The 18043-nt window shown below is 68.5% G+C and carries 23 protein-coding genes; 11 read left to right on the plus strand and 12 right to left on the minus strand.

Annotation, left to right across the window (positions count from 1 at the left end):
• Nucleotides 1-4 precede the first annotated feature (4 nt).
• From HDC34_RS15655 to HDC34_RS15680, 6 genes are all read right to left on the minus strand, one after another.
• A complete protein-coding gene (locus HDC34_RS15655) occupies nt 5-661 on the minus strand; it encodes a GNAT family N-acetyltransferase (RefSeq protein ID WP_179557703.1) in 657 nt (218 codons plus the stop codon).
• Nucleotides 662-670: 9 nt separating this feature from the next.
• Nucleotides 671-1228: a hypothetical protein gene (locus tag HDC34_RS15660; protein WP_179557704.1), complete on the minus strand. Its 558-nt coding sequence runs from the start codon at nt 1226-1228 to the stop codon at nt 671-673.
• The gene (locus HDC34_RS15665; protein ID WP_179557705.1) at nt 1225-1617 is read right to left on the minus strand and encodes a PadR family transcriptional regulator; all 393 of its coding nucleotides are present in this window, start codon (nt 1615-1617) and stop codon (nt 1225-1227) included. Before HDC34_RS15665 ends, HDC34_RS15660 begins: the two co-directional genes overlap by 4 nt.
• 62 nt (nt 1618-1679) lie before the next feature.
• A complete protein-coding gene (locus HDC34_RS15670) occupies nt 1680-2318 on the minus strand; it encodes an ABC-2 transporter permease (RefSeq protein ID WP_104310635.1) in 639 nt (212 codons plus the stop codon).
• Entirely contained in the window at nt 2315-3163 is an 849-nt protein-coding gene (locus HDC34_RS15675) for an ABC transporter ATP-binding protein (RefSeq protein ID WP_179557706.1), read from the minus strand. Before HDC34_RS15675 ends, HDC34_RS15670 begins: the two co-directional genes overlap by 4 nt.
• Nucleotides 3156-3536 carry a GntR family transcriptional regulator gene (locus HDC34_RS15680; protein WP_179557707.1) on the minus strand — a complete coding sequence of 127 codons (381 nt, stop codon included), beginning with the start codon at nt 3534-3536 and terminating at the stop codon, nt 3156-3158. Before HDC34_RS15680 ends, HDC34_RS15675 begins: the two co-directional genes overlap by 8 nt.
• A 162-nt stretch (nt 3537-3698) precedes the next feature.
• On the opposite strand from HDC34_RS15680, the gene HDC34_RS15685 reads away from it, so the two are divergent.
• Both HDC34_RS15685 and HDC34_RS15690 read left to right on the plus strand, forming a co-directional pair.
• On the plus strand, nt 3699-4649 hold the full coding sequence (locus tag HDC34_RS15685) for a MerR family transcriptional regulator (protein ID WP_179557708.1): 951 nt from the start codon (nt 3699-3701) through the stop codon (nt 4647-4649).
• Between the two features lie 131 nt (nt 4650-4780).
• On the plus strand, nt 4781-5650 hold the full coding sequence (locus tag HDC34_RS15690; RefSeq protein ID WP_179557709.1) for an alpha/beta fold hydrolase: 870 nt from the start codon (nt 4781-4783) through the stop codon (nt 5648-5650).
• Here the strand turns inward: HDC34_RS15690 and HDC34_RS15695 are convergent.
• Nucleotides 5643-6491, minus strand: coding sequence for an HAD family hydrolase (locus tag HDC34_RS15695; RefSeq protein WP_179557710.1), 849 nt, complete (start codon nt 6489-6491; stop codon nt 5643-5645). The genes HDC34_RS15690 and HDC34_RS15695 overlap by 8 nt on opposite strands.
• Before the next feature lie 9 nt (nt 6492-6500).
• Nucleotides 6501-7139, minus strand: coding sequence for an isochorismatase family protein (locus HDC34_RS15700; RefSeq protein WP_179557711.1), 639 nt, complete (start codon nt 7137-7139; stop codon nt 6501-6503).
• A 124-nt stretch (nt 7140-7263) separates the two neighbouring features.
• Between HDC34_RS15700 and HDC34_RS15705 the strand changes: the two genes are divergently transcribed.
• From HDC34_RS15705 to HDC34_RS15725, 5 genes are all read left to right on the plus strand, one after another.
• The gene (locus HDC34_RS15705) at nt 7264-8283 is read left to right on the plus strand and encodes a GlxA family transcriptional regulator (protein WP_179557712.1); all 1020 of its coding nucleotides are present in this window, start codon (nt 7264-7266) and stop codon (nt 8281-8283) included.
• A gap of 63 nt (nt 8284-8346) precedes the next feature.
• On the plus strand, nt 8347-8703 hold the full coding sequence (locus HDC34_RS15710) for a nuclear transport factor 2 family protein (RefSeq protein ID WP_179557713.1): 357 nt from the start codon (nt 8347-8349) through the stop codon (nt 8701-8703).
• Between the two features lie 163 nt (nt 8704-8866).
• Nucleotides 8867-9532 carry a hypothetical protein gene (locus HDC34_RS15715; protein ID WP_179557714.1) on the plus strand — a complete coding sequence of 222 codons (666 nt, stop codon included), beginning with the start codon at nt 8867-8869 and terminating at the stop codon, nt 9530-9532.
• A complete protein-coding gene (locus HDC34_RS15720; protein WP_308807374.1) occupies nt 9529-10086 on the plus strand; it encodes a sigma-70 family RNA polymerase sigma factor in 558 nt (185 codons plus the stop codon). The genes HDC34_RS15715 and HDC34_RS15720 overlap by 4 nt, the downstream gene beginning before the upstream one ends.
• A gap of 456 nt (nt 10087-10542) precedes the next feature.
• Nucleotides 10543-11451 carry a DUF2268 domain-containing protein gene (locus HDC34_RS15725; RefSeq protein WP_179557715.1) on the plus strand — a complete coding sequence of 303 codons (909 nt, stop codon included), beginning with the start codon at nt 10543-10545 and terminating at the stop codon, nt 11449-11451.
• A 6-nt stretch (nt 11452-11457) separates the two neighbouring features.
• Here the strand turns inward: HDC34_RS15725 and HDC34_RS15730 are convergent, their stop codons facing one another.
• Nucleotides 11458-12537, minus strand: coding sequence for a TipAS antibiotic-recognition domain-containing protein (locus tag HDC34_RS15730; RefSeq protein ID WP_218855316.1), 1080 nt, complete (start codon nt 12535-12537; stop codon nt 11458-11460).
• Between HDC34_RS15730 and HDC34_RS15735 the strand changes: the two genes are divergently transcribed.
• Nucleotides 12518-12778: a hypothetical protein gene (locus HDC34_RS15735; RefSeq protein WP_104251978.1), complete on the plus strand. Its 261-nt coding sequence runs from the start codon at nt 12518-12520 to the stop codon at nt 12776-12778. The two genes, HDC34_RS15730 and HDC34_RS15735, sit on opposite strands and share 20 nt — an antisense overlap.
• Entirely contained in the window at nt 12778-13401 is a 624-nt protein-coding gene (locus tag HDC34_RS15740) for a hypothetical protein (protein WP_179557716.1), read from the plus strand. The genes HDC34_RS15735 and HDC34_RS15740 overlap by 1 nt, the downstream gene beginning before the upstream one ends.
• 38 nt (nt 13402-13439) lie before the next feature.
• Here HDC34_RS15740 and HDC34_RS15745 read toward each other — a convergent pair whose 3' ends face one another.
• The 3 genes from HDC34_RS15745 to HDC34_RS15755 form a co-directional block, all read right to left on the minus strand.
• Nucleotides 13440-13946 carry a hypothetical protein gene (locus tag HDC34_RS15745; protein WP_179557717.1) on the minus strand — a complete coding sequence of 169 codons (507 nt, stop codon included), beginning with the start codon at nt 13944-13946 and terminating at the stop codon, nt 13440-13442.
• A gap of 8 nt (nt 13947-13954) precedes the next feature.
• Nucleotides 13955-14467 carry a hypothetical protein gene (locus HDC34_RS15750; protein ID WP_179557718.1) on the minus strand — a complete coding sequence of 171 codons (513 nt, stop codon included), beginning with the start codon at nt 14465-14467 and terminating at the stop codon, nt 13955-13957.
• A gap of 84 nt (nt 14468-14551) precedes the next feature.
• Nucleotides 14552-15412: an alpha/beta fold hydrolase gene (locus HDC34_RS15755; protein ID WP_179557719.1), complete on the minus strand. Its 861-nt coding sequence runs from the start codon at nt 15410-15412 to the stop codon at nt 14552-14554.
• 70 nt (nt 15413-15482) lie between these two features.
• Between HDC34_RS15755 and HDC34_RS15760 the strand changes: the two genes are divergently transcribed.
• Nucleotides 15483-15998 (plus strand): CGNR zinc finger domain-containing protein, encoded by a 516-nt coding sequence (locus tag HDC34_RS15760; protein ID WP_179557720.1) that lies wholly within the window; start codon nt 15483-15485, stop codon nt 15996-15998.
• A 74-nt stretch (nt 15999-16072) separates the two neighbouring features.
• Nucleotides 16073-18037, plus strand: coding sequence for a pyridoxamine 5'-phosphate oxidase family protein (locus HDC34_RS15765; protein ID WP_179557721.1), 1965 nt, complete (start codon nt 16073-16075; stop codon nt 18035-18037).
• Nucleotides 18038-18043 lie beyond the last annotated feature (6 nt).

Here is an 18043-nt window from a genome sequence, read left to right on the forward strand (position 1 = left end):
GATCTTAGTTGAACGGCGGTGGCGGAGCTAAACGGGGCGGGCTCGGCCGGTGACGGCCTGGGCCTCCGGCGAGAGCGCTCGGGCCGCGGTTCGAGGCGCGCCCTACGGCAGGGGGCAGGGGCTTCGTGTGCCGGAGCTCGACGAGCGCGCGTGCGCCGCCCTCATCCGCGACCTTGCTGGCGCCGTCCGCGAGCCAACCCTGACGCTCGTAGAAGCCGATCGCGCGCTGCTTGCCCGACAGGACCCACGCGTAGGCATCCGTGTGCCCGGCCGCGCGGAGTTCCGTCTCGGCGTGACCGATGAGCGATGCGCCGACCCCCGTCGACCAATGGTCCGGATGCACGTACAAGCCGCCGAGCTCACCGCGGTGACCCTCACCGGCGTCTCTCCCGGGTCCGAACGCGACCCAGCCGACGATGCGCTCACCTTCCTCGGCAACGAGCAGTCGGTGCGGCTGCGCGGCGCCGAGGTCCGTGGTCTCCCCGCGCGACGATGCGGCGATCCAGCGCTTCCAGCCTTCTGAGCGTTGCTCGACGCTCAGGCCAGCCAGCACCTCCGCGGGGATGAGGCCCGCGTACGCGGCCCGCCACGAGTCGACATGCACGACCGCGACACTGCGCGCATCCGCTTCGGTCGCCCATCGCAAGGTGCTGCCTGTCATGCGGGCAGGCTATCGCGCGGTCGACACCAGGTCCTGGCCGGGCAGCGCCCACCGGCGGCGGAGGTAGTCGGCGACGAAGATGTTGCCGAGGAACGGCAGCACGCTGAAGATGATGACGCCGGCGAGCCACGCGTCTGTCCCTCGGAACGCGAAAAGCCCGATCGTCGAGACGACGATGACGGCCACGGACGCGAGGATGCCGTTCCTGCGCACGCGCGACGACCAGTGCTGGCTCGCGCCGACCATGATGAGGCCGGCCACCCAGCCGAGGACCGGCACCAGGTACCAGCCGACAATGAGGGCGACGGACGTGATGATCGGGTACGCGCGGCTCGGCCCGGTGTCTTCGAGCGACGCCGTCTCCGCCATGGCGTCGGCGGCGATCGTGCCTGGCGCCCCGAGCTCCCGGATGCGAACTCGGGTCTCGTGGACGTCGAGTCCGCGGAGCGTGTCCGCGATGTCGTTGAGCACTTCGTCCCTGACCTGGGGTGCCCCGTCGCGGAGCGCGGTCTGGAGTTCCTTCAGATAGCTGCCTGCGACTTCGTTCTGCGATTCGAAGGGCTTCATTGGTCTCCTGCTTCCGTCTGATCGCGCGAGCCGATGCTGTCGGTCGTGGTCGTGGTCGTGGTCGTGCGTGGTTGGGTGACTTCCTCCACGGCGGAGGCGAACGGTGCCCACTGGGATCGGAACTGCTCCAGCTCGGCATGCCCTTGGCTGGTGAGCGCGTAGTACTTCCGTGGGCGCGCCGAGTCGGAGTCGTCGGCGTGCGCGGCGATCAGCCCACGCTCCCGCAGGCGAGTCATCAACGGGTAGAGCGTTCCGATGCTGCCGATGAGCCCGAGGGAGACCAGTCGTTCTGAGATCAGCCACCCGTACATGGGCCCCTGTTGGAGGAGCCCGAGGGCGCAGTACTCGACGACACCCTTGCGAAGTTGCGCACCGACTGAGGTTGTCATGCATTGCACTTTACTTTGCAATGCAAGGTATTGCAATGCATGGTGTGTGGCGCGAGCCGGGGTCAGCGCAGTTCGCGCGCTCGGTAGAACCGCACAGCGAGGCCCGTGCCGACGGTGATGCCGATGACGCCGATGGCGGCACACGCGGCGACGACACCCTCGAGGGGCAGTGCGGAGAACGTCTGGTCGCCGAGGATGCCGGCGGCCTGGCCCACCCACGCTCCACCCGCGATGACGATCACCGGCGCGTAGACCATGAAGCGTCCGCGGGTGTAGCCGACGCGGAAGAGCACGGGGAGCTGCACGCCGACCGCCAGGCCGACGATCGCGAACGCCGCCGCGTAGCTCACGATGAGGAGCTCTGGCGCGAGCTCGCGGTTGCGCACCAACGCCATGACGAAGGTCACGACGGTCGCGACGGCGACGGCGGCGAGGCCGTACAGGAGCACTGCGACCGCGCGGCCGACGACGACTGAGCTCCGCGAGATCGGGAGCACTCCGTAGAGCGTGTCGAGTCGATCGCGTTCATCGCCCAGGAATGGGGCGGACAGGATGAGTGAGGTGACGAGCGCGGATGCGGCGATCGCCATTCCCGGTACCGGGAGCACGATGCCGACGAGGGCGATGAACGCGAGCAGCAGGAGTGTCTGCTTCTTGACGGCCCATGACATCAGGTCGAAGCGAGTGAATGCGAGCGTCATGCTGTTGCCTCCTCGTGCGCGGCGTTCAGGTGGATGATGATGTCGTCGATGGTCGCCTCGTCGATCACGACCTCAGGTCCGTACAGCGGGGAGTCGTCCACGCGGATGAGCGCGGACCATCCCTGGCCGGTGTGCTGGGGGCCGAGGGCGCTCGCGGGTACCGTTCCCGTGCCGCGCGCGATGGCGAAGCTCTCCTTGACGTCGGGGAGCGGGCCGCGGTGCGCGATGCGCCCGCCCACGAGCACGATGAGGTCGTCGGCGAGCTCGTCGAGGTCGGTCGTGATGTGCGTCGAGAACAGCACCGCGTGCTGCGGGTCGACCATGAACTCGCGGATCACGTCGGTGATCTCTCGGCGTGATGCCGGGTCGAGGCCGCTCGAGGGCTCGTCGAGGATGAGGAGTTCGGGTCGCTGGGCCAGCGCGCACGAGAGTGCGAGCTTCACGCCCTGGCCTCGCGAGAGCTCACCGACTCGTCGCTTCTGCGGGATGCTGAACTGCTCGAGCAGCTGCGCGAAGCGGGTGTGGTCCCACCTCGGGTAGAACGGCGCGAGCCTGCGGCCGAGCGAGGTAACGCGCCAGTCTTCGGCAGCCGTCGGTCGGTCCAGCACGATGCCCGTCTTCGCGAGGGCTGCGCTCGCGCCGGCGGGGCCGCCAAGCACCTCGATGTGTCCCGCATCGGGGGTGATCAGGCCCAGCAGGGAGCGGATGATCGTGGTTTTTCCGGCGCCGTTCGGGCCGACGAGTCCGACCACCGAGCCGCGTGGGATGGTGAATGAGATGTCCTCGACCGTGAAGTCGGGGCGGGTGATGCGCAGGTCCGTGATCTGCGCTGCGTCGTCAGTCATTGTTCCTCCAAGCCTCATCGAGGCGTCGGTGCATGTCGTCGATGTCGAGGTGGGCGCTTCGGGCCGCGATGAGCAGCTCCTGCAGTGCGGCGGCCACTCGCTGCTCCAGGGCTCCGGAGGCGATCGTGGGGTCGACCTCCAGCACGACGAATCCGCGGCCGTGCTCGTTGCGGACCAGGCCCTCGTGGACGAGGTCGTTGTAGGCGCGTGTCACCGTGATGACACTCACTCGGAGATCTGCAGCAAGCTGGCGCAATGACGGCAACGTCTCGCCTGCCGCCACGTCTCCGGACAGGATCGCCGACCGTACCTGCGTCTTGATCTGTTCGTAGATGGGCGCCGAGGCGCTTGTTGAGATCAGTACTTTCCGCATGCGAACTCCACTGTACATAAACACCATAACACCAGAACAGTTCTCATTCTAGACCCGTCGCCTACGGCACGATGGTCCGTCACCTCGAGCTCGGACTTGCAGCTTCCGTAGCGTCATGTGGTGCAGTGGATGCACTCCCGCCCGCCCAGAGGAAGGCCGCACATGTTCTCGTCGTTCATCCCGCCGCGCCAGGTCACGATCGGCGGCGCCGCCGAGTTCGTCGGCACCACGCCGCGCGCGATTCGCCACTACCACCAGATCGGCCTGCTCCCGGAGCCCGAGCGGGGGAGCGACGACCGCCGCCGCTACGGCTACGACGAGATGATTCAACTGCTGTGGATCCGCCGGATGGCTGAGGCCGGCATCGCCCTCGATGACATCCGGGACGCCTTCGCGGGCGCGGGCGCGGCCGACTCCGCCGACGCCGACGCCGACGCCGACGGCGACGGCGGCGGCGGCGGCGACGGCGATGACGTCGCGCGCATCCTGGAGCGGCTGGAGGAGTCCCTCGTCGTCCGGCAGGCCGATCTCGAGCGGCAGCGGATGGCCGTGCAGCGCATGCGCGCGCAGGGCAGCAGGTTGGGGCTGCTCTCCGATGTCGTGAGCGACCGCTTCGCTGACCTACCGGACGGGGCTCTGCGGCAGGACGACCTGGACGCCTTGCTCGTGACCGAGCGGATCTTCGGCGAGCTCGGCGCATCCGTCCAGGCGTCGCGATTCATCGCCCTCGCCACCCACCCGGATCTGCGGGAATCGTCCGACCGGGTCGACGCCGCCGAAGAGGCGCTCGACGACACGGTCGCCGTCGACGACCCCCGCGTGGCAGAGGTGGCCGCCGAACGGGCCGCTTTCGAGGCCAAGCTCAACGGGGTCATCGAGAGTTCCGGCCTGGCGCAGGCCGACAACGACAGGTTCGACGCCTGGGAGGAGTTGCATCCAGCTCCCGTCGCCGTCGCCGTCGCCGACGCCGACGCCGACGCCACGGCCGAGGTCGGTGCGACGCGCGGGTCGACGAGTCTCGTCGAGGCCGTGCAGATGATGCCGTACGACTTCTCGCCTGCGCGCTGGCGGAGCATGGAGCTCGCGCAGGAACTCGCTCTCGAGCTGTACTGATCCGCCGCGACTCCAGCGCTGTCGCCCGCTTCAGTGGCTCTCGCACGACTGTCTTGCCCCCCGCGATATCTGGTGCGGAGCGGGACAGCGTCCTACGATGCAGGGAGATCGTTTCGAGGAAGAGGCCATCGATGGCGCAGCACACGCTCGAGCTCCCGGATGTCGACCTTGTCTACGACGTCCACGGGCCGCTGCCGACGGCGGACGGCCGCCCGCCGCTCGTCATGATCGGCCAGCCGATGGACGCGAGCGGGTTCCAGGCGCAGGTGCCGCTGTTCGACGATCGCACGGTCGTGACGTACGACCCGCGCGGGCTCGGCCGCAGCATCCGCAAAGACGGTCTGGTCGAGAATGACCCGCACACGCAGGCGCAAGATCTGCACGCTCTCATCGGGGCGCTCGGGACCGGCCCCGTGGACATGCTCGCGAGCAGCGGAGGCGCGGTGAGTGCCCTCGAGCTGGTCGCCGCGTTCCCGCACGACGTCGCGACCCTGGTCGCGCACGAGCCCCCGAGCGACTGCGTGCTCGCGGATGCGGAGGCCGTGCACCGCGCGCGGATCGCGTACACGCGCACCTACGACGAGCGGGGATGGGGCGCCGGCATGGCCGGGTTCGTCGCCCTGACCTCCTGGGAGGGAGAGATCACCGAGGAGTACCTCGCGCGCCCAGCCCCTGACCCTGCCGCGTTCGGCATGCCGAGCGAGGACGACGGCGAGCGGGGCGACCCCCTGCTCTCCGACCGCTCCTGGGCCGTGCCCCTCTACGAGCCCGACTTCGAGGCGCTCCGCGCATCCCCGACCCGCATCGTCATCGCCGTCGGCAAAGAGTCGCTCAAGGTGTACACGGGCCGCACCGCGATCGGGGTCGCGGAGCGACTCGGACAGGAAGCGACGGTCTTCCCCAGTCACCACGGTGGGTTCATGGGTGGCGAATTCGGATACGCGGGCCAGCCGGAAGCGTTCGCAGCCAAGCTGCGGGAAGTGCTCGACTCAGCTAGCTAGCTGCCTCGATGAGGCCGAGGCGCACGAACGCTGCGTGCAGGCCGTCGTCACCGACGGACGAGGTGACGAAGTCCGCGGCTTCCTTGGCAGCGGGCGTCGCGTTCCCCATTGCCACGCCGACACCGCAGGCGAGCAGCATCTCGAGGTCGTTGCCACTGTCGCCGACGGCGATCGCATCCTCGATGCCGAGGCCGACTGAGGGCAGCAGCGCCTCGATGGCCGCAGCCTTGTGCACCCCGAGCATGGAGATCTCGCCGCCGCCCGTGCCGAGGCCGGGCATGGTGCCGCCGACGATCGCGTACTCGGTGCCGAGTCGAGCCTGAACCCGGTCGAACGTCGTCAGGTCGTCGCTGCTGAACGCGACCTTCGCGGTCCGGTCGAGCTCCAGTGGGCCGGAGTCGATGACGTGATGCCTGAGCCCCGACTCCTCCAGATCCGTGAGCCCGAACTGGGTCAGGATGCGCCGCATCCGCGACCGGTGCCCGACCGTGGTGTGCATGGCGTGCCGACCCTGCAGGCTGTAGTCGACGCCGAGCTCGTCGAGGGCGCGCGTGAGGGCGGTCGCCTCCGCCTCGCTGAGATGCTTGTCGACGATCCACGACCCCTCGTAGAGGACGTACGCGCCGGCGCCCGCCACCATGCCGTCGAAGCCGACCGCCTCGACCCGCGGGTCGATCTCCAGCGGGCTGCGCCCCGTCGCGAGGAACACGAGATGCCCGTTGGCCTGCGCCTCCTTGATGGCGGCGTGCGCCGACTCCGGCACCTCGCCGAGGTCCGTCGTCAGGGTGCCGTCGATGTCGAGGAACACCGCCCGCCGTGAGGTCGTCCTGGGTGCATGCACCACCGAAATCTACCCGCGCGCGGCGAGCTCTGCGCCGAACATCGCCGATGAAGGGAGGTTGTCCTTCGCGAGCGGCTGGCCGTCGGCGAGTGCCTGCGTCCAGTCGTGGGTGGTCGCGACAGCCGCGAAGTTCGACTGCAGCAGAGTCATGAGCGTGGTGTGCACCGTCTTGGCTGGGGCGAAGCCGGCGCTGTTCGCGATGTTGATGGCGCCGGTCGCATCCGAGAGCACCTCGACGACGATCCCGTGCGCCTCCGCTTCGACGGCCGAGGCGATGATGCAGTTGTTGGTCATGTAGCCGACGAGGGTGATCGTGTCGATGTCCTGCTCTCGCAGCCAGGGGAGCAGGTCCGTGTCGGCGAAGACCGAGCCGTACTGCTTGACGACGCTCTTCCACTCGGGCCGCCGACGCAGCTCCACCTCTGGGTGCAGGGCGAACTCGGGCGTCGTGGGGTTGAAGACGGGCGCCTGCTCACCGGCCGTGTGCTGGACCGCCACGACCGGGACTCCAGAATCGACCACCGCGTCGATGGCGGCGGCGATGTTGGGCAGGGACTCGGCCAGCGGTGGGAACTGGATCTCGAGGGGGCCCGAGAAGTACTGCTGCTGCACGTCGACGAGGACGAGGGCTCTGCGAGGGGAGGTCATGATCTTCTGCTCCAGACGTTGGTGACGGCACGCGCCGTGCCTCCATGTTCTGCCGCCGCGACTCGTGGTGCCACTGGCAGGAATGCACGCTTACGATGAGTTCACGCCAAGCAAAGGGGAACGCATGAAGATCGCGGTCTACGCCTTCGATGGGGCCTCGATGTTCCACCTCTCGGTGCCGCATCTGGTGTTCGACGAGGTCGCGCGCAGTGGGGCGGCGCCGTGGCAGACGTCCCTCTTCTCCGAGGATGCAGGCTCGGTGACGACGTCGGAGGGCTACACGCTCGGTGGCATCGAGGGGCTCGACAGTGCTCGCGACGCTGATCTCATCGTGGTGCCCTCCTGGATTCAGGATGGAGTCGCGCCGAGCCCCGCGCTCGCGGAGCTGCTCCAAGAACGTCACACGAGAGCGGTGCCGATCGTGGGCCTCTGCCTTGGCGCGAACGCGCTCGCGGATGCGGGCCTGCTGGCCGGGCGCAGCGCCGTGACGCACTGGAAGAGCACCGAGGAGCTCGCGCGGCGCCACCCGGAGATCTCGGTGGAGCTGTCCGCGCTGTACCTCGACCATGGGGACGTCATGACCTCGGCCGGCACCGCATCCGGTATCGACGCCTGCCTCCACATCGTGCGCACCCGGCTCGGGTCGGCGGTCGCGAACCGCGTCGCGCGCCACCTGGTCGTCGCGCCTCATCGCGAAGGTGGGCAGGCGCAGTACATCGAGCGGCCCGTGCCCGCCGACTCGAGTGGGGGAGCGATCGCGGTCGCCTGCGCGTTCGTGCTCGAGCACCTCACCGAGGAGCTCAGCGTGGCGCGCCTCGCGGAAGCGGCGCACCTCAGCGAGCGGTCCTTCGTGCGTGCCTTCCGCGAGGAGACGGGTTCGACGCCGGCCGCGTGGGTGCGTTCGCGGCGTCTCGACGAGGCGCGAACCCTCCTGGAGACCAGCGAGCTGTCCGTCGACCAGATCGCCGCGGCCTGCGGATTCGGGAGCCCCGTCACCCTGCGGCAGAACTTCGCGGCCGCATTCGGGAGCACCCCGTCGAGCTACCGGAGGCGGTTCGGTGAGACCCGCGCGGCGTCCTCTCCGACAAAAAAATCCAGCCCACACCGGCGGACCGGGCGGGCTGAACGATTGGGACCAACGTAGCGGGGGTCTGCGGGGACTTGCATGGATGCGGTTTGCGACCAGCTGCGTCGATAGGGTCGTTGCATGTGGGAGGCGTACACGGAGGACTTCGCGGACATCAAGAACGCTGAACTCGCGCTGCTCTCTTCGGCCGTTCGGGCGGACTCCGCCGAGACGTCCTCACTCCTCGCTGAAGACTTCGCAGAGATCGGGCGCTCGGGCCGTCGGTGGACCTACGCGGATTCGGTGGTGGCCCTCGCTGGCGAGGAGCGCCGCCCGGTCCCACGCACATCCGAGTGGCTCTTCAATCGTGTGAGCGCGGAGCTCGTGCTGGTGAACTACGTGATCCACGAGCCCGACCAGAACAGTCGGCACGCGTCGCTCTGGGACACACGAGGCCCAACCCTGCGATACCACCATGGGACGGTCGTTCCCCGCTAACCTCGGCGTCGATCGACTCAGCGAGCTGCTGAATCTCAGAGCCCGACGTGATCGTGCACTGGTTGCTCGAGAAAAACTCTGCACGGAACTTCGCATGCCACGTTAAGGAGGAGGCGCATCCGGACATGTTCACAGTGAAGGGCAACCACTGAGGAGGACCGACATGGACGACATCGACGGCTTGGTGCGCCGAGCTGCGCCGCCGGCGCTTGGATCTGACACCACGAACGCGGCAGAGGCGCGCGCCCTCGCGCAGGCTGTCGCGGCCGAGCGGCGGCCGGGACGCTCCCGGTTGCGCGCGGGTCTCGGAGTCGCATTCCTGAGCGTCGGGCTATTGGGCGTCGGGACGACGGCGGCGGTCGCCGGACCGGGCCTGCTGAGTTGGGTCGGGTGGGTCCCGGATGCCGCCGCGCAGCGCACGTTCGAGCTCGACGCGGGCAGTGATCTCGGTCTCTGCACGGTTGTCGCGCGCGTCGTCCCCGAGTACGGAGGCGGGCTGCCAGACGCCGAAGTGGATGAGCGCACCGAGACGGCGCGCGAGTTCCTGGCCGACTATGACTGGGGTCCGGTTGTCGCGTCGATCGCTCCAGAAGACGTCGAAGCCGCGCTTGTAGCGGAGCAGGACGAACGCCAAGCCTCGGAGGAGCGAATCGGAGCCGGGGGAGGAGAGTCGGCGGACGTCCCAGACGTGGACCGCGGCGTCGTCGCGAGCTCGCTCATGGGCGATGAGATGCTGCGCGTGTTCGAGGATGCCGGCTACCTCGATGGTGGAGTGTCGCTCGAGATGGCGGGTCAGTGCGAGGCCAGCACGCCCGGGAGTGGCGAGTGATCCGCAGGCGGGGGCGCGATAGCCGGGAGGCGACGCTCGAGGCGCTCCATGATGCGAACGCGGCTGATCTGCTCAGCTACTTCGGGAGGCGGGTGAGTGTCCCGGCCGACGCCGCTGATCTGCTGAGCGAGACGTTCGTCGTCGCGTGGCGACGCATCGACCGCATGCCCTCAGACCCCGAGCAGGCGCGGATGTGGCTCTTCGGGGTCGCGCGGCGACTCCTGGCGAACGCGGCCCGCGGGTCGGTCCGGCGCACGGATCTGAACCTGAGGCTGCGCCAGCAACTCGAGGCGCAACCCGAGGCCGCCGACCCTGCAGCGATCGAAGTGCGTGAGGCGCTCGACCGTCTGCCGGCCAATCAAGGTGAGCTCGTGCGCCTGATCCTCTGGGACGGATTCACGCTGCCGCAGGCCGCTGAGATCCTCGGAGTCAAGGAATCGACCGCCCGAGGTCGATATCAGCGCGCTCGCATCCGGCTCCGGGAGCTGCTGCGCCCGGACGAGCCTCAGGCCGATGCGCCCGGCTTGCGGAGGGCTCGGGCGGCTCGGACCTGAGCAGGGCGCGCGGTTCAGGTCAGAAACGGGTGCCCGTCGGGGCCTTCCAACGCCTGGAACTCCCGCGGTCCGGCCCGCAGCCTCGGGCACAGGCCTCCACTTGGCCGAATGCGACCTGGATGCTGAAGTGCCCTACGGGCTCGACCTGAGACCGAGACCTCCGAAACCGCATCGAGGGTGCGGCTGTGGGTCTGCACAGACCATGCTCCGCTCGCGGCCATCGACGTTTGGCTGGTCCAGCACGCACTCCCTGATGCTGCCTGGGGCACTGATTCGTCTGCGACATGGCGGGCTGCCCGTCGGCTTCACGAGTTCGACTGTCCTCCGGGGAGCCCGGCGAAGGTGCCACTGTTTGACGATCGCAGTGCGGCTGAAGGTAGCCGACGGGCGCCGCGCGATCGCTCGCGCGCGCAGTCGCTTGACCCTCACGCGACGTCAGGCTTTACGGTGGCGCCCATGACTCTCACGATCGTCGATACCGATGCCGCCCTCGAAGCCGTGCTGCGAGCGCCCGAAGCGCAGCGCGAAGCGAAGCTGCGGGACTTGCTCGCTCCGATGGCCGACCAGTTCCGCTACTTCCCGGGCGAGGTGGACCTCGTGCAGATGCACCTCCTGAGCTTCGGATGCGCGCTCGATCGGCACGTCGCCGAGACGCGATCGGCGCTGGCCCTCTTCCGGGAGCACGACGCGTGGCGGCGCATCGGGGAGGCGCTCAGCCGCGCGATCGAGGTGCAGGCGGCCGCGACCCCGAGCATCCTGATCCCGGACCTCACGGTGCTCCTCGTTCCCGGCGACGTCGGCGACGCCCACTTCATGGGCCCCCTTCGCGGCTTCAGCGGCAACGGCAGTGCGACCGGCTTCATCTGGCTCACCGTCTGGCCGACCGACGAGAACCTCGCGAGGCTGGAGGCGGCCGCCGTCCACGAGCTCAACCACAATCTGCGCTATGCGCCCGGCGGGGTGGTGTGGGATCCGAGCTCCGTGACGGTGGGGGAGCAGGTCGTCTCGGAGGGGCTCGCGGATGCGTTCGCTCGGCAGCTGTACGGTGAGCCCGGATACACGCCCATCGGCGTCCCGCACCTGCAGGACGAAGCGGTGCTGCGGAAGGTCGTGTCCGGCCTCGGGGTGCAAGGCATGCAGAGCTTCACCGCGTGGGTACACGGGGATGCGTCTGCCGAGCGGTTCGGCGTCGCACCGGTCGGGCTGCCGACGGGGGCGGGATACGCGGCGGGCAACCGACTCGTCGACTCGTATCTGCAGGCGAGTGGCCTGAGCGCCGCCGAAGCCCTGCACGTGGCCAGCGCCGACATCATCGGGGTCGGTGCTCTCAGCCTTGGTGTCGCCAGGGCGGAGGCCGATCTGTAGCCGGCGTCACTCCCACCGGGCGGCGTCCGGGTCGATGCCTGACCGCCGCGCGACTTCATCGATGGCGTCGCGCATCCACGCCGCCAAGCCCGCCTCCACGCCGTCATAGAACGCGCGGCGGTCTGGCTCGTTCGCGATCATGCGGCCCAGCACGACGTGCATCGACAGCGTGCAGTGGAAGAACTCGCCGAACACCTGTCGGTGGCGCTCCACGAGCTTCGCGGCCTCGGGACTGTGGGGTGCGACGCCGCCGCGCTTCGCCGCGCCCATCTCGGAGGCGACCCCGCGCACCGCATTCGTCACTTCCTGCCAATCCTGGGGTGTCCGGCGAGCCGAACGCTCCGCGTACTCCGCCCACTGGGCCGTGTCTCCCCAGCGTTCCTGCGCCTGGCGGGCCCAGTCCGGGTTCCAATCCGGGCCGAAGGCCACGGCCGACTCGGTGTCGTCGAGCAGTGGCCCGTTCTGGTCCGCCTCGACGAGGGCGTCGACCTCGCGGGCAAGCTGCTTGAGGTGCGTGATCTTCGTCACCAACTTCGATCGCCGAGCCTCGAGCTCCAGGCGTCGGTCGGCGCCGGTGCCATCGAGGAGAGCGGGAATCTCCGAGAGGGGGACCCCGAGGTCGCGGAACATGAGCACCCGGCGGAGCCGCGCGACGTCACGGTCGTCGTAGGTTCGGTAGCCACCCGGGGTGCGGCCGGAGGGATGCGCGAGGCCGACCTCCTCCCAATGGTGCAGGGTGCGCACGCTCACCCCGAGCTCCTTCGACACCGATCCGACCGTTCGCGCGTTCGCCTCCATCCACTCAGCCTCGCAGAAGCGGGCCCGACTCACTCGCTGGTGTGGCGTGTGTGTGAAGGCGTCGCGGATGTCGTCGCTCCCGCGCTCGGGCTCCGGAAGCAGGCCGATCTGGTGGTAGCGGAGGATCGCGCGTGGCGTCGTGCCGACGAAGGCGGCAGTCGACCCCGTGATCCTCTCGCGAGGGCCCGCTGGGGCGCGGGGAGTTCTGACCTGGTGGATGCGCGAGCGGTTGCGCATACTCGAAACGACCCAGCTGAAGGAGCCCCCGATGAAGAAGCTGCTCACCATTGTCGCGAGTCTTGCCCTTGCCGTCGGTGTCGGCGCCGGTGCCAATGTGGCCGCCGCCCCGTCTGCGGAAGCGGCGAGCGCATCCCAGTACGTGTGGGGTTCCAACCCGAGCTCGTGCACGCAGGCGGCGAAGTCGTACATCCGCAACTGGTCGTTCGGCTACCGGTCGGCGCTCTACACGCCGTGTAAATACGACGCTGCGCGGGGACAGTACTGGTCCAAGGTCACGCTCTACACCTGATGGCGGCCTCGGCCGTGGCGCAAGCTGCCACCCGTCGCGTGGAGTTCGGCCGTGCGGGGATCGGGGCCATGGCCGTTACCGCGATCGCCTCCGCAGTGGTCGTCGGCCTCGGCGCCGGGGTACTGCTCTTCGACCCTGCAGTGCCTCTGAAGTCGCTCGCGATCGGCGCCAGTCCGATACTCGTAATCGTGATGGTGGTCCTGATCCGGTTCTTTGGCCCGGGGCGCGCAACCGTCGACCTGACGCAGAGAATGCTGCACACGCGGCGCCGTACGGTGCCGTTTCGCGCCATCCGACGGATGGTCATGTTCAGCGTGCCTCGCGGCGGCGACTGGCTCGCGATGTTCGATGATTCCGGGCGAGCGATTGCTCGGTTCAGCGTGACCTGGAGTGTGCGGCGGGAGATGGGGGCAGCAGAGTGGCGGGCGCTGTACGAGCTGTTCTGGTACTCGTCGGCCCCGGGGCTCGAGCGGGCGAAGGATGCGCGGCGCACGCCCTCGAGCGAGGGAGTCAATCGCCAGGCCGCGCTGGCGCTCATCGCCGCCCACATCGCCTGGCTCGAGCAGGGCGGAGCGCCTGACGCGCGCCGGGCGCCGATGCACCGGTTCGTCCGCGGTCGGTGAAGCAGCGGCGCATCCCCTGCGAAACGCCCCGCCCTCGCTCAGCGTGCAGCGACCGATGCACTCGCGAACTTCGTGCGGCTACACCCCGAAGAGCTTGGACCAGAAGCCAGACTTCCGCTCGGTCCAGCCGTGCTGCGCGAGCACGTCCCGAGCTGGCCGTTCGATCTCGTCGCTATCGAACTTCCACCCGAAGGTGTGCCCGAGCTGGCCGTGGTCGGATGCGATCGGTGCCGCGCTGCTGTTGAAGCTCTTCGACCGGATCTTGCCTTGAAGGTCGTGTGGCTGAACCCGGCGGAGCCGGGGCCGATGCTCGCCGAGGAACTCTGCGTCTGATTCGTGATCGTGAAGGTGCCGTCTTCGTGCAACTCGATGAGCGCTTCGAAGGTGCGGTCAACGGCGCCGGCAGCGAAGACGCCGGCCCACTTGGCGTCGGCGTAGTTCCAGGTGCCCGTGAAGCCGGTCGGCGTCGCGTGGAACACGTAGGGCACGTTCGCGCCATTGAGCGCGAGGAGCGCGCCGGTCACCTGCTGGGGATGGGCATGCATGACGTTCCTTACGAGTTGAAAGTGCGGTGGTCAGAAGCTGCGCTGCGCACGGGGCCTTCGAGTGCATCCACTCGTCGACTCCGCACGATGCCCGCGATGGCGACCCCCACGGCCAGCAGCCAACCCGCGGCAGCGACCGCGCCGAGGCCAATCGTGACGACCGTGGTCGCGTCGGGGCCGATGCCGGTGAGCATCTGCAACGGCGAGAGGTACGGGCGAATGTCGCCGCTGTCCGGGGCGGTGAGCGCGATCGCGAACAGCGCCACCCAGCTGGCGGCAGTACCCCAGACGTACGCGCTGCGCACGCTGCGCCGACGCGTCGCTTCGCGGTCGAAGCGCGTCAGGATGGGCGGCACGAGCAGAAGTACCGCCGCGATCGGGCTGAAGACGATGCCGAAGAGTCCAAGCCAGCCGAGCTCGCCGGTGAACAGCACCCGCCCGAACACGGCGAAGAACGGCATGACCACCGCGAGGAACCACTGGAGCACAGCGACGACCCGACCCGACCGCGCGAAACCCATGCCACGACGCTAGTCGAAGCAGCTGCAGGGACTGCTGACACCCACGCAAGCGCGAAGGCCGGGTGCTCTGGTGCCCGAGTCGCGTTAGAAGCCGCTCCGCCAGTCGAGGATGATGTCGACCACCTCGTCGAGGTGAGACTCGAGGAGGAAGTGTCCGCCGTTGAGCAACTCGACGCGGGCCTGTGGGGCCTGGCGCTTGAACGCATCCGCACCGGCCGCACCGAAGATCTCGTCGTTGCGGCCCCAGACCGCGAGGATCGGCACCTCGGAGTCTCGGAACCACGCCTGCACCGCGGGGTAGAGCGGGCGATTCGATGCGTAGTCGCCGAAGAGCGCGAGCTGCGCGCGGTCCACGCCGGGCCTGGCGAGCAGGGTGAGATCGTGTTCCCAGGCATCCGGGTCGACCGTGGACGCGTCTGGCACGCCGTGCAGGTACTGCCACTCGACCGCGTCCCGCTCGAGCGCTGGTCGAAGCGCGCGCTCGTTCTCGATCGAGGGGTTGGCGGCGTAGTCCCAGATGGGCGCCCAGAATTCGGGGACGAATCCCTCCTGGAAGGCGTTCCCGTTCTGAGAGATGACGCCCTCGACGCTGCTGGGGTCTGCGAGGGCGAGGCGCCACGCGATCGGGGCGCCGTAGTCCTGCACGTAGACCGTGTATCGGGTGATGTCGAGGAGGTCCAGGATGCCGCGAGTGACGTCGGTGAGCGCGTCGAAGGTGTAGTCGAACTCGTCGACGGCGGGAGCTGCGGAGCGACCGAAGCCGATGTGGTCTGGTGCGATGACCCGGTACCGGTTCGCGAGCGCGGGGATGAGGTGTCGGAACATGTGCGAGCTCGTCGGGTAGCCGTGCAGGAGCAGCAGGACAGGGGCGTCGGAGGGTCCGGCTTCGCGGTAGAAGACCTCGAGTCCGTCGACGGTGGCAGTGCGGTGGTGGACAACAGGCACGATCTAACTCCTTAAAGTTGCTTTAGTGGTTACGCTGAACGTAGCATGGAGTGAACCGAGGAGGGTAGGCATGCTGGAACTGAGAAGCGATGACGAGCAGCTGTTGCTGACCGTGCTGAACAGTGCGCCAATCGAGCGGGGGAAGCAGCTGGACCTGCTTGACGGCGAACTCGCGACCCAACTCGCGCAGCGCTATGTCGGCAGCGGTTCGTCGAGCGAGCGCAGTCACCTCCGTCGCATGAGAGAGGTGCTGCACGACCTCGTTCGGGAGGTTCCCGGAGCGCACCTGCAGCTGCAGTCGTTGCTGGAGGGGGTCGAGCTCGTGCCCGAGGTGACGGATGGGGGCATCCGCTGGCTTCCGCGGGCCCCGAAAGACCAGATGCTGGCCGTTCGGGCGGCACTCGCGTGGGCTGAGATCGCTGAGCTGCTGCCTGGGCGTCTCCGTGCCTGCGCGAACACGGAATGCAACCTGTTTCTCCTCGATCGCAGCCGTCCCGGTTCCGCGAAATGGTGCTCGATGGCGACCTGCGGCAACCGCATGAAGGCGCGCAAGCACGCTCAGGCGCGCCCTGCCGGTCGAGCCTGAGCGACGCGACCCCGCGCGTTCCCAGCTAGAGCTCCTGGAAGCCAGATCACAGACTGAGGTGAGGTATCGATCGCATGCACGAGGCACCTGAAACGCAGCCAGGCTGGCACGGGGGAGAGCTGGAGATGCAGCGCAGGCTCGGCGTCCCGACCGTCGAGAATCCGACGGTGCGCGGCCTCCCAGATCCCTACGTGGCGAGGATCGAGCGAAGCCCACTCCTTGCGCTGGGGACGAGCGATCGGCAGGGGCGAGTCTGGACCTCAGTGCTCGGCGGCTCCGTGGGTGCTGCGAGACGGGTGGCTGACGGAGTGCTCGGCCTCACCACATCCGCTCACCTTGAGCGCCGTCCGTTCGACGGGGCTCAGCGATGGGTAGGTCTCGACCCGGTGCTGGAAACGCTGCTCTCTGAGCCAGAGCCGCAGTCGGTACACGGCGAGAGCGCCGATCAGGGACGTCTCGTCTCAGGCCTCGCCATCGATCTCGAGCACCGCGACCGGGTCAAGATCGCCGGGAGGCTCACGGGTGCTGGGGTTGTCGTTGCTCCCGCGGGTGAGGAGCGGACGCCCCGTGCCGATGTGCGCTTGGTGGTCGCCGTCGAGGAATCGCTCGGGAACTGCCCGAAGTACCTCAACAAGAGGATCATCACTCCACGTCTGGCCTCGCCCGAGCTGGTCAGCGCATCGATTCCGCTGCCCGCCCCAGCGCTCGAGCTCATCGCCAAGGCCGACCTGTTCTTCCTCACGAGTCGACACGGCGACGTGAGCATGGATACGAACAATCGCGGCGGGGCGCCCGGGTTCGTCCGCGTCGCCACCAACTCGAAAGAGGCTGGGGTGGAGCTGGTGTACCCCGAGTACTCCGGCAACCGCCTCATGCAGAGCCTCGGCAACCTCGCCGAAGACCCCGCCGTCGGCATGACCTTCCCCGATTTCGAGACGGGCGACGTGCTGTACCTCTCGGGGCGAGCCGAGGTGCTGGTCGGGGATGAGGCCGAGTCGGTCCTGCCGCGCAGCGCTCTCGTCGTGCGCATCCACGTGGAACACGCGCGCTTCCTGGCTGACGCGCTCCCGTTTCGAGGTCAGCCGCTCGAGCGCTCCCCGTACAACCCTCCCGTGCGGATGCTGCGGGCCGAGCTTCCGACCGACGGGGCGAGCGTTCTCGTTCCCTCCCACTCGGGCGAGCCCCGCAGCATCGCGAGGGCGCGCGTCATCGACAGGATCCGGCTCACGCCAACGGTCTCGAAGTACCTCCTCCGGCTCTCCCCAGACGGGGACTCCTCCGACGCAAGACGAGTCTTCCGCGAGTTCGCGACCTGGCGACCGGGACAGCACGTCACCCTGAGCTTCGCCGGCGAGCTCTCGCAGGGGTGGTCCCACATGCGAGATCACGACCCGTCGTCGCTCAACGATGACTTCATCAGATCGTTCACGGTGTCGAGCCGGCTGAACCCGGCTATGTGTCGTGCTCGATCCGACGCCGAGTGCGCTGAGGACAGCGCTGAACTCGAGATCACGGTCCGGGAAGGCGGCCCCGTCACGCGTCACCTTGCGAAATGGGTGCCTGGCGACGATCTGGAAGTGCCCGTCCTCGCTTTCGGCGGCGTCGCGCATCCCGACTCGACGGATCCGGGTGCCCAGGGCGACGAAGGCGATCTCGTCATCATCGCTGGCGGAGTCGGCATCACCCCGACGCTGACTCTCGGACCGGCTGCGCTGCAGTCTGGACGGATCAGAATCCTCTGGGCGCTGCGGGCTGAGGATCTCGCCCTCGCGGCCGACGTGTTCGACCGGATCGAAGGGTTGGCCGATGCCACCGACCTTTTCATCACGGGCGCGGTCACCTCGGCGTGCAGTCCAACCATCTCAGCGCTCGCGCACCGCGGTGTCGCAGTGCATTCGCGGCGCCTACGCGCTTCCGATCTTCACCTCGGGCGAGGTTCGGCCCCACGGATCGAGGTCTGCGCTGGACGCAGCCTGACCGCATCGGTCCTGGGCTGGGCCGCCGGTGAAGAGGTGCACCTCAGGAGCTTCGACTTCTAGATAGGC

It is taken from the genome of Pseudoclavibacter sp. JAI123 (genome assembly GCF_013409665.1).
Taxonomy (GTDB): Bacteria; Actinomycetota; Actinomycetes; order Actinomycetales; family Microbacteriaceae; genus Pseudoclavibacter.

What these genes read in the sequence shown, in the direction of transcription:
- HDC34_RS15715 (WP_179557714.1), top strand. Translation starts at nt 8,867, where the DNA reads ATGGACGACATCGACGGCTTGGTGCGCCGAGCTGCGCCGCCGGCGCTT.
- HDC34_RS15655 (WP_179557703.1), bottom strand. Translation starts at nt 661, where the DNA reads ATGACAGGCAGCACCTTGCGATGGGCGACCGAAGCGGATGCGCGCAGT.
- HDC34_RS15665 (WP_179557705.1), bottom strand. Translation starts at nt 1,617, where the DNA reads ATGACAACCTCAGTCGGTGCGCAACTTCGCAAGGGTGTCGTCGAGTAC.
- HDC34_RS15660 (WP_179557704.1), bottom strand. Translation starts at nt 1,228, where the DNA reads ATGAAGCCCTTCGAATCGCAGAACGAAGTCGCAGGCAGCTATCTGAAG.
- HDC34_RS15735 (WP_104251978.1), top strand. Translation starts at nt 12,518, where the DNA reads ATGAAGAAGCTGCTCACCATTGTCGCGAGTCTTGCCCTTGCCGTCGGT.
- HDC34_RS15760 (WP_179557720.1), top strand. Translation starts at nt 15,483, where the DNA reads ATGCTGGAACTGAGAAGCGATGACGAGCAGCTGTTGCTGACCGTGCTG.
- HDC34_RS15740 (WP_179557716.1), top strand. Translation starts at nt 12,778, where the DNA reads ATGGCGGCCTCGGCCGTGGCGCAAGCTGCCACCCGTCGCGTGGAGTTC.
- HDC34_RS15730 (WP_218855316.1), bottom strand. Translation starts at nt 12,537, where the DNA reads ATGGTGAGCAGCTTCTTCATCGGGGGCTCCTTCAGCTGGGTCGTTTCG.
- HDC34_RS15700 (WP_179557711.1), bottom strand. Translation starts at nt 7,139, where the DNA reads ATGACCTCCCCTCGCAGAGCCCTCGTCCTCGTCGACGTGCAGCAGCAG.
- HDC34_RS15690 (WP_179557709.1), top strand. Translation starts at nt 4,781, where the DNA reads ATGGCGCAGCACACGCTCGAGCTCCCGGATGTCGACCTTGTCTACGAC.
- HDC34_RS15745 (WP_179557717.1), bottom strand. Translation starts at nt 13,946, where the DNA reads ATGCATGCCCATCCCCAGCAGGTGACCGGCGCGCTCCTCGCGCTCAAT.
- HDC34_RS15685 (WP_179557708.1), top strand. Translation starts at nt 3,699, where the DNA reads ATGTTCTCGTCGTTCATCCCGCCGCGCCAGGTCACGATCGGCGGCGCC.
- HDC34_RS15750 (WP_179557718.1), bottom strand. Translation starts at nt 14,467, where the DNA reads ATGGGTTTCGCGCGGTCGGGTCGGGTCGTCGCTGTGCTCCAGTGGTTC.
- HDC34_RS15705 (WP_179557712.1), top strand. Translation starts at nt 7,264, where the DNA reads ATGAAGATCGCGGTCTACGCCTTCGATGGGGCCTCGATGTTCCACCTC.
- HDC34_RS15765 (WP_179557721.1), top strand. Translation starts at nt 16,073, where the DNA reads ATGCACGAGGCACCTGAAACGCAGCCAGGCTGGCACGGGGGAGAGCTG.
- HDC34_RS15725 (WP_179557715.1), top strand. Translation starts at nt 10,543, where the DNA reads ATGACTCTCACGATCGTCGATACCGATGCCGCCCTCGAAGCCGTGCTG.
- HDC34_RS15670 (WP_104310635.1), bottom strand. Translation starts at nt 2,318, where the DNA reads ATGACGCTCGCATTCACTCGCTTCGACCTGATGTCATGGGCCGTCAAG.
- HDC34_RS15710 (WP_179557713.1), top strand. Translation starts at nt 8,347, where the DNA reads ATGTGGGAGGCGTACACGGAGGACTTCGCGGACATCAAGAACGCTGAA.
- HDC34_RS15680 (WP_179557707.1), bottom strand. Translation starts at nt 3,536, where the DNA reads ATGCGGAAAGTACTGATCTCAACAAGCGCCTCGGCGCCCATCTACGAA.
- HDC34_RS15675 (WP_179557706.1), bottom strand. Translation starts at nt 3,163, where the DNA reads ATGACTGACGACGCAGCGCAGATCACGGACCTGCGCATCACCCGCCCC.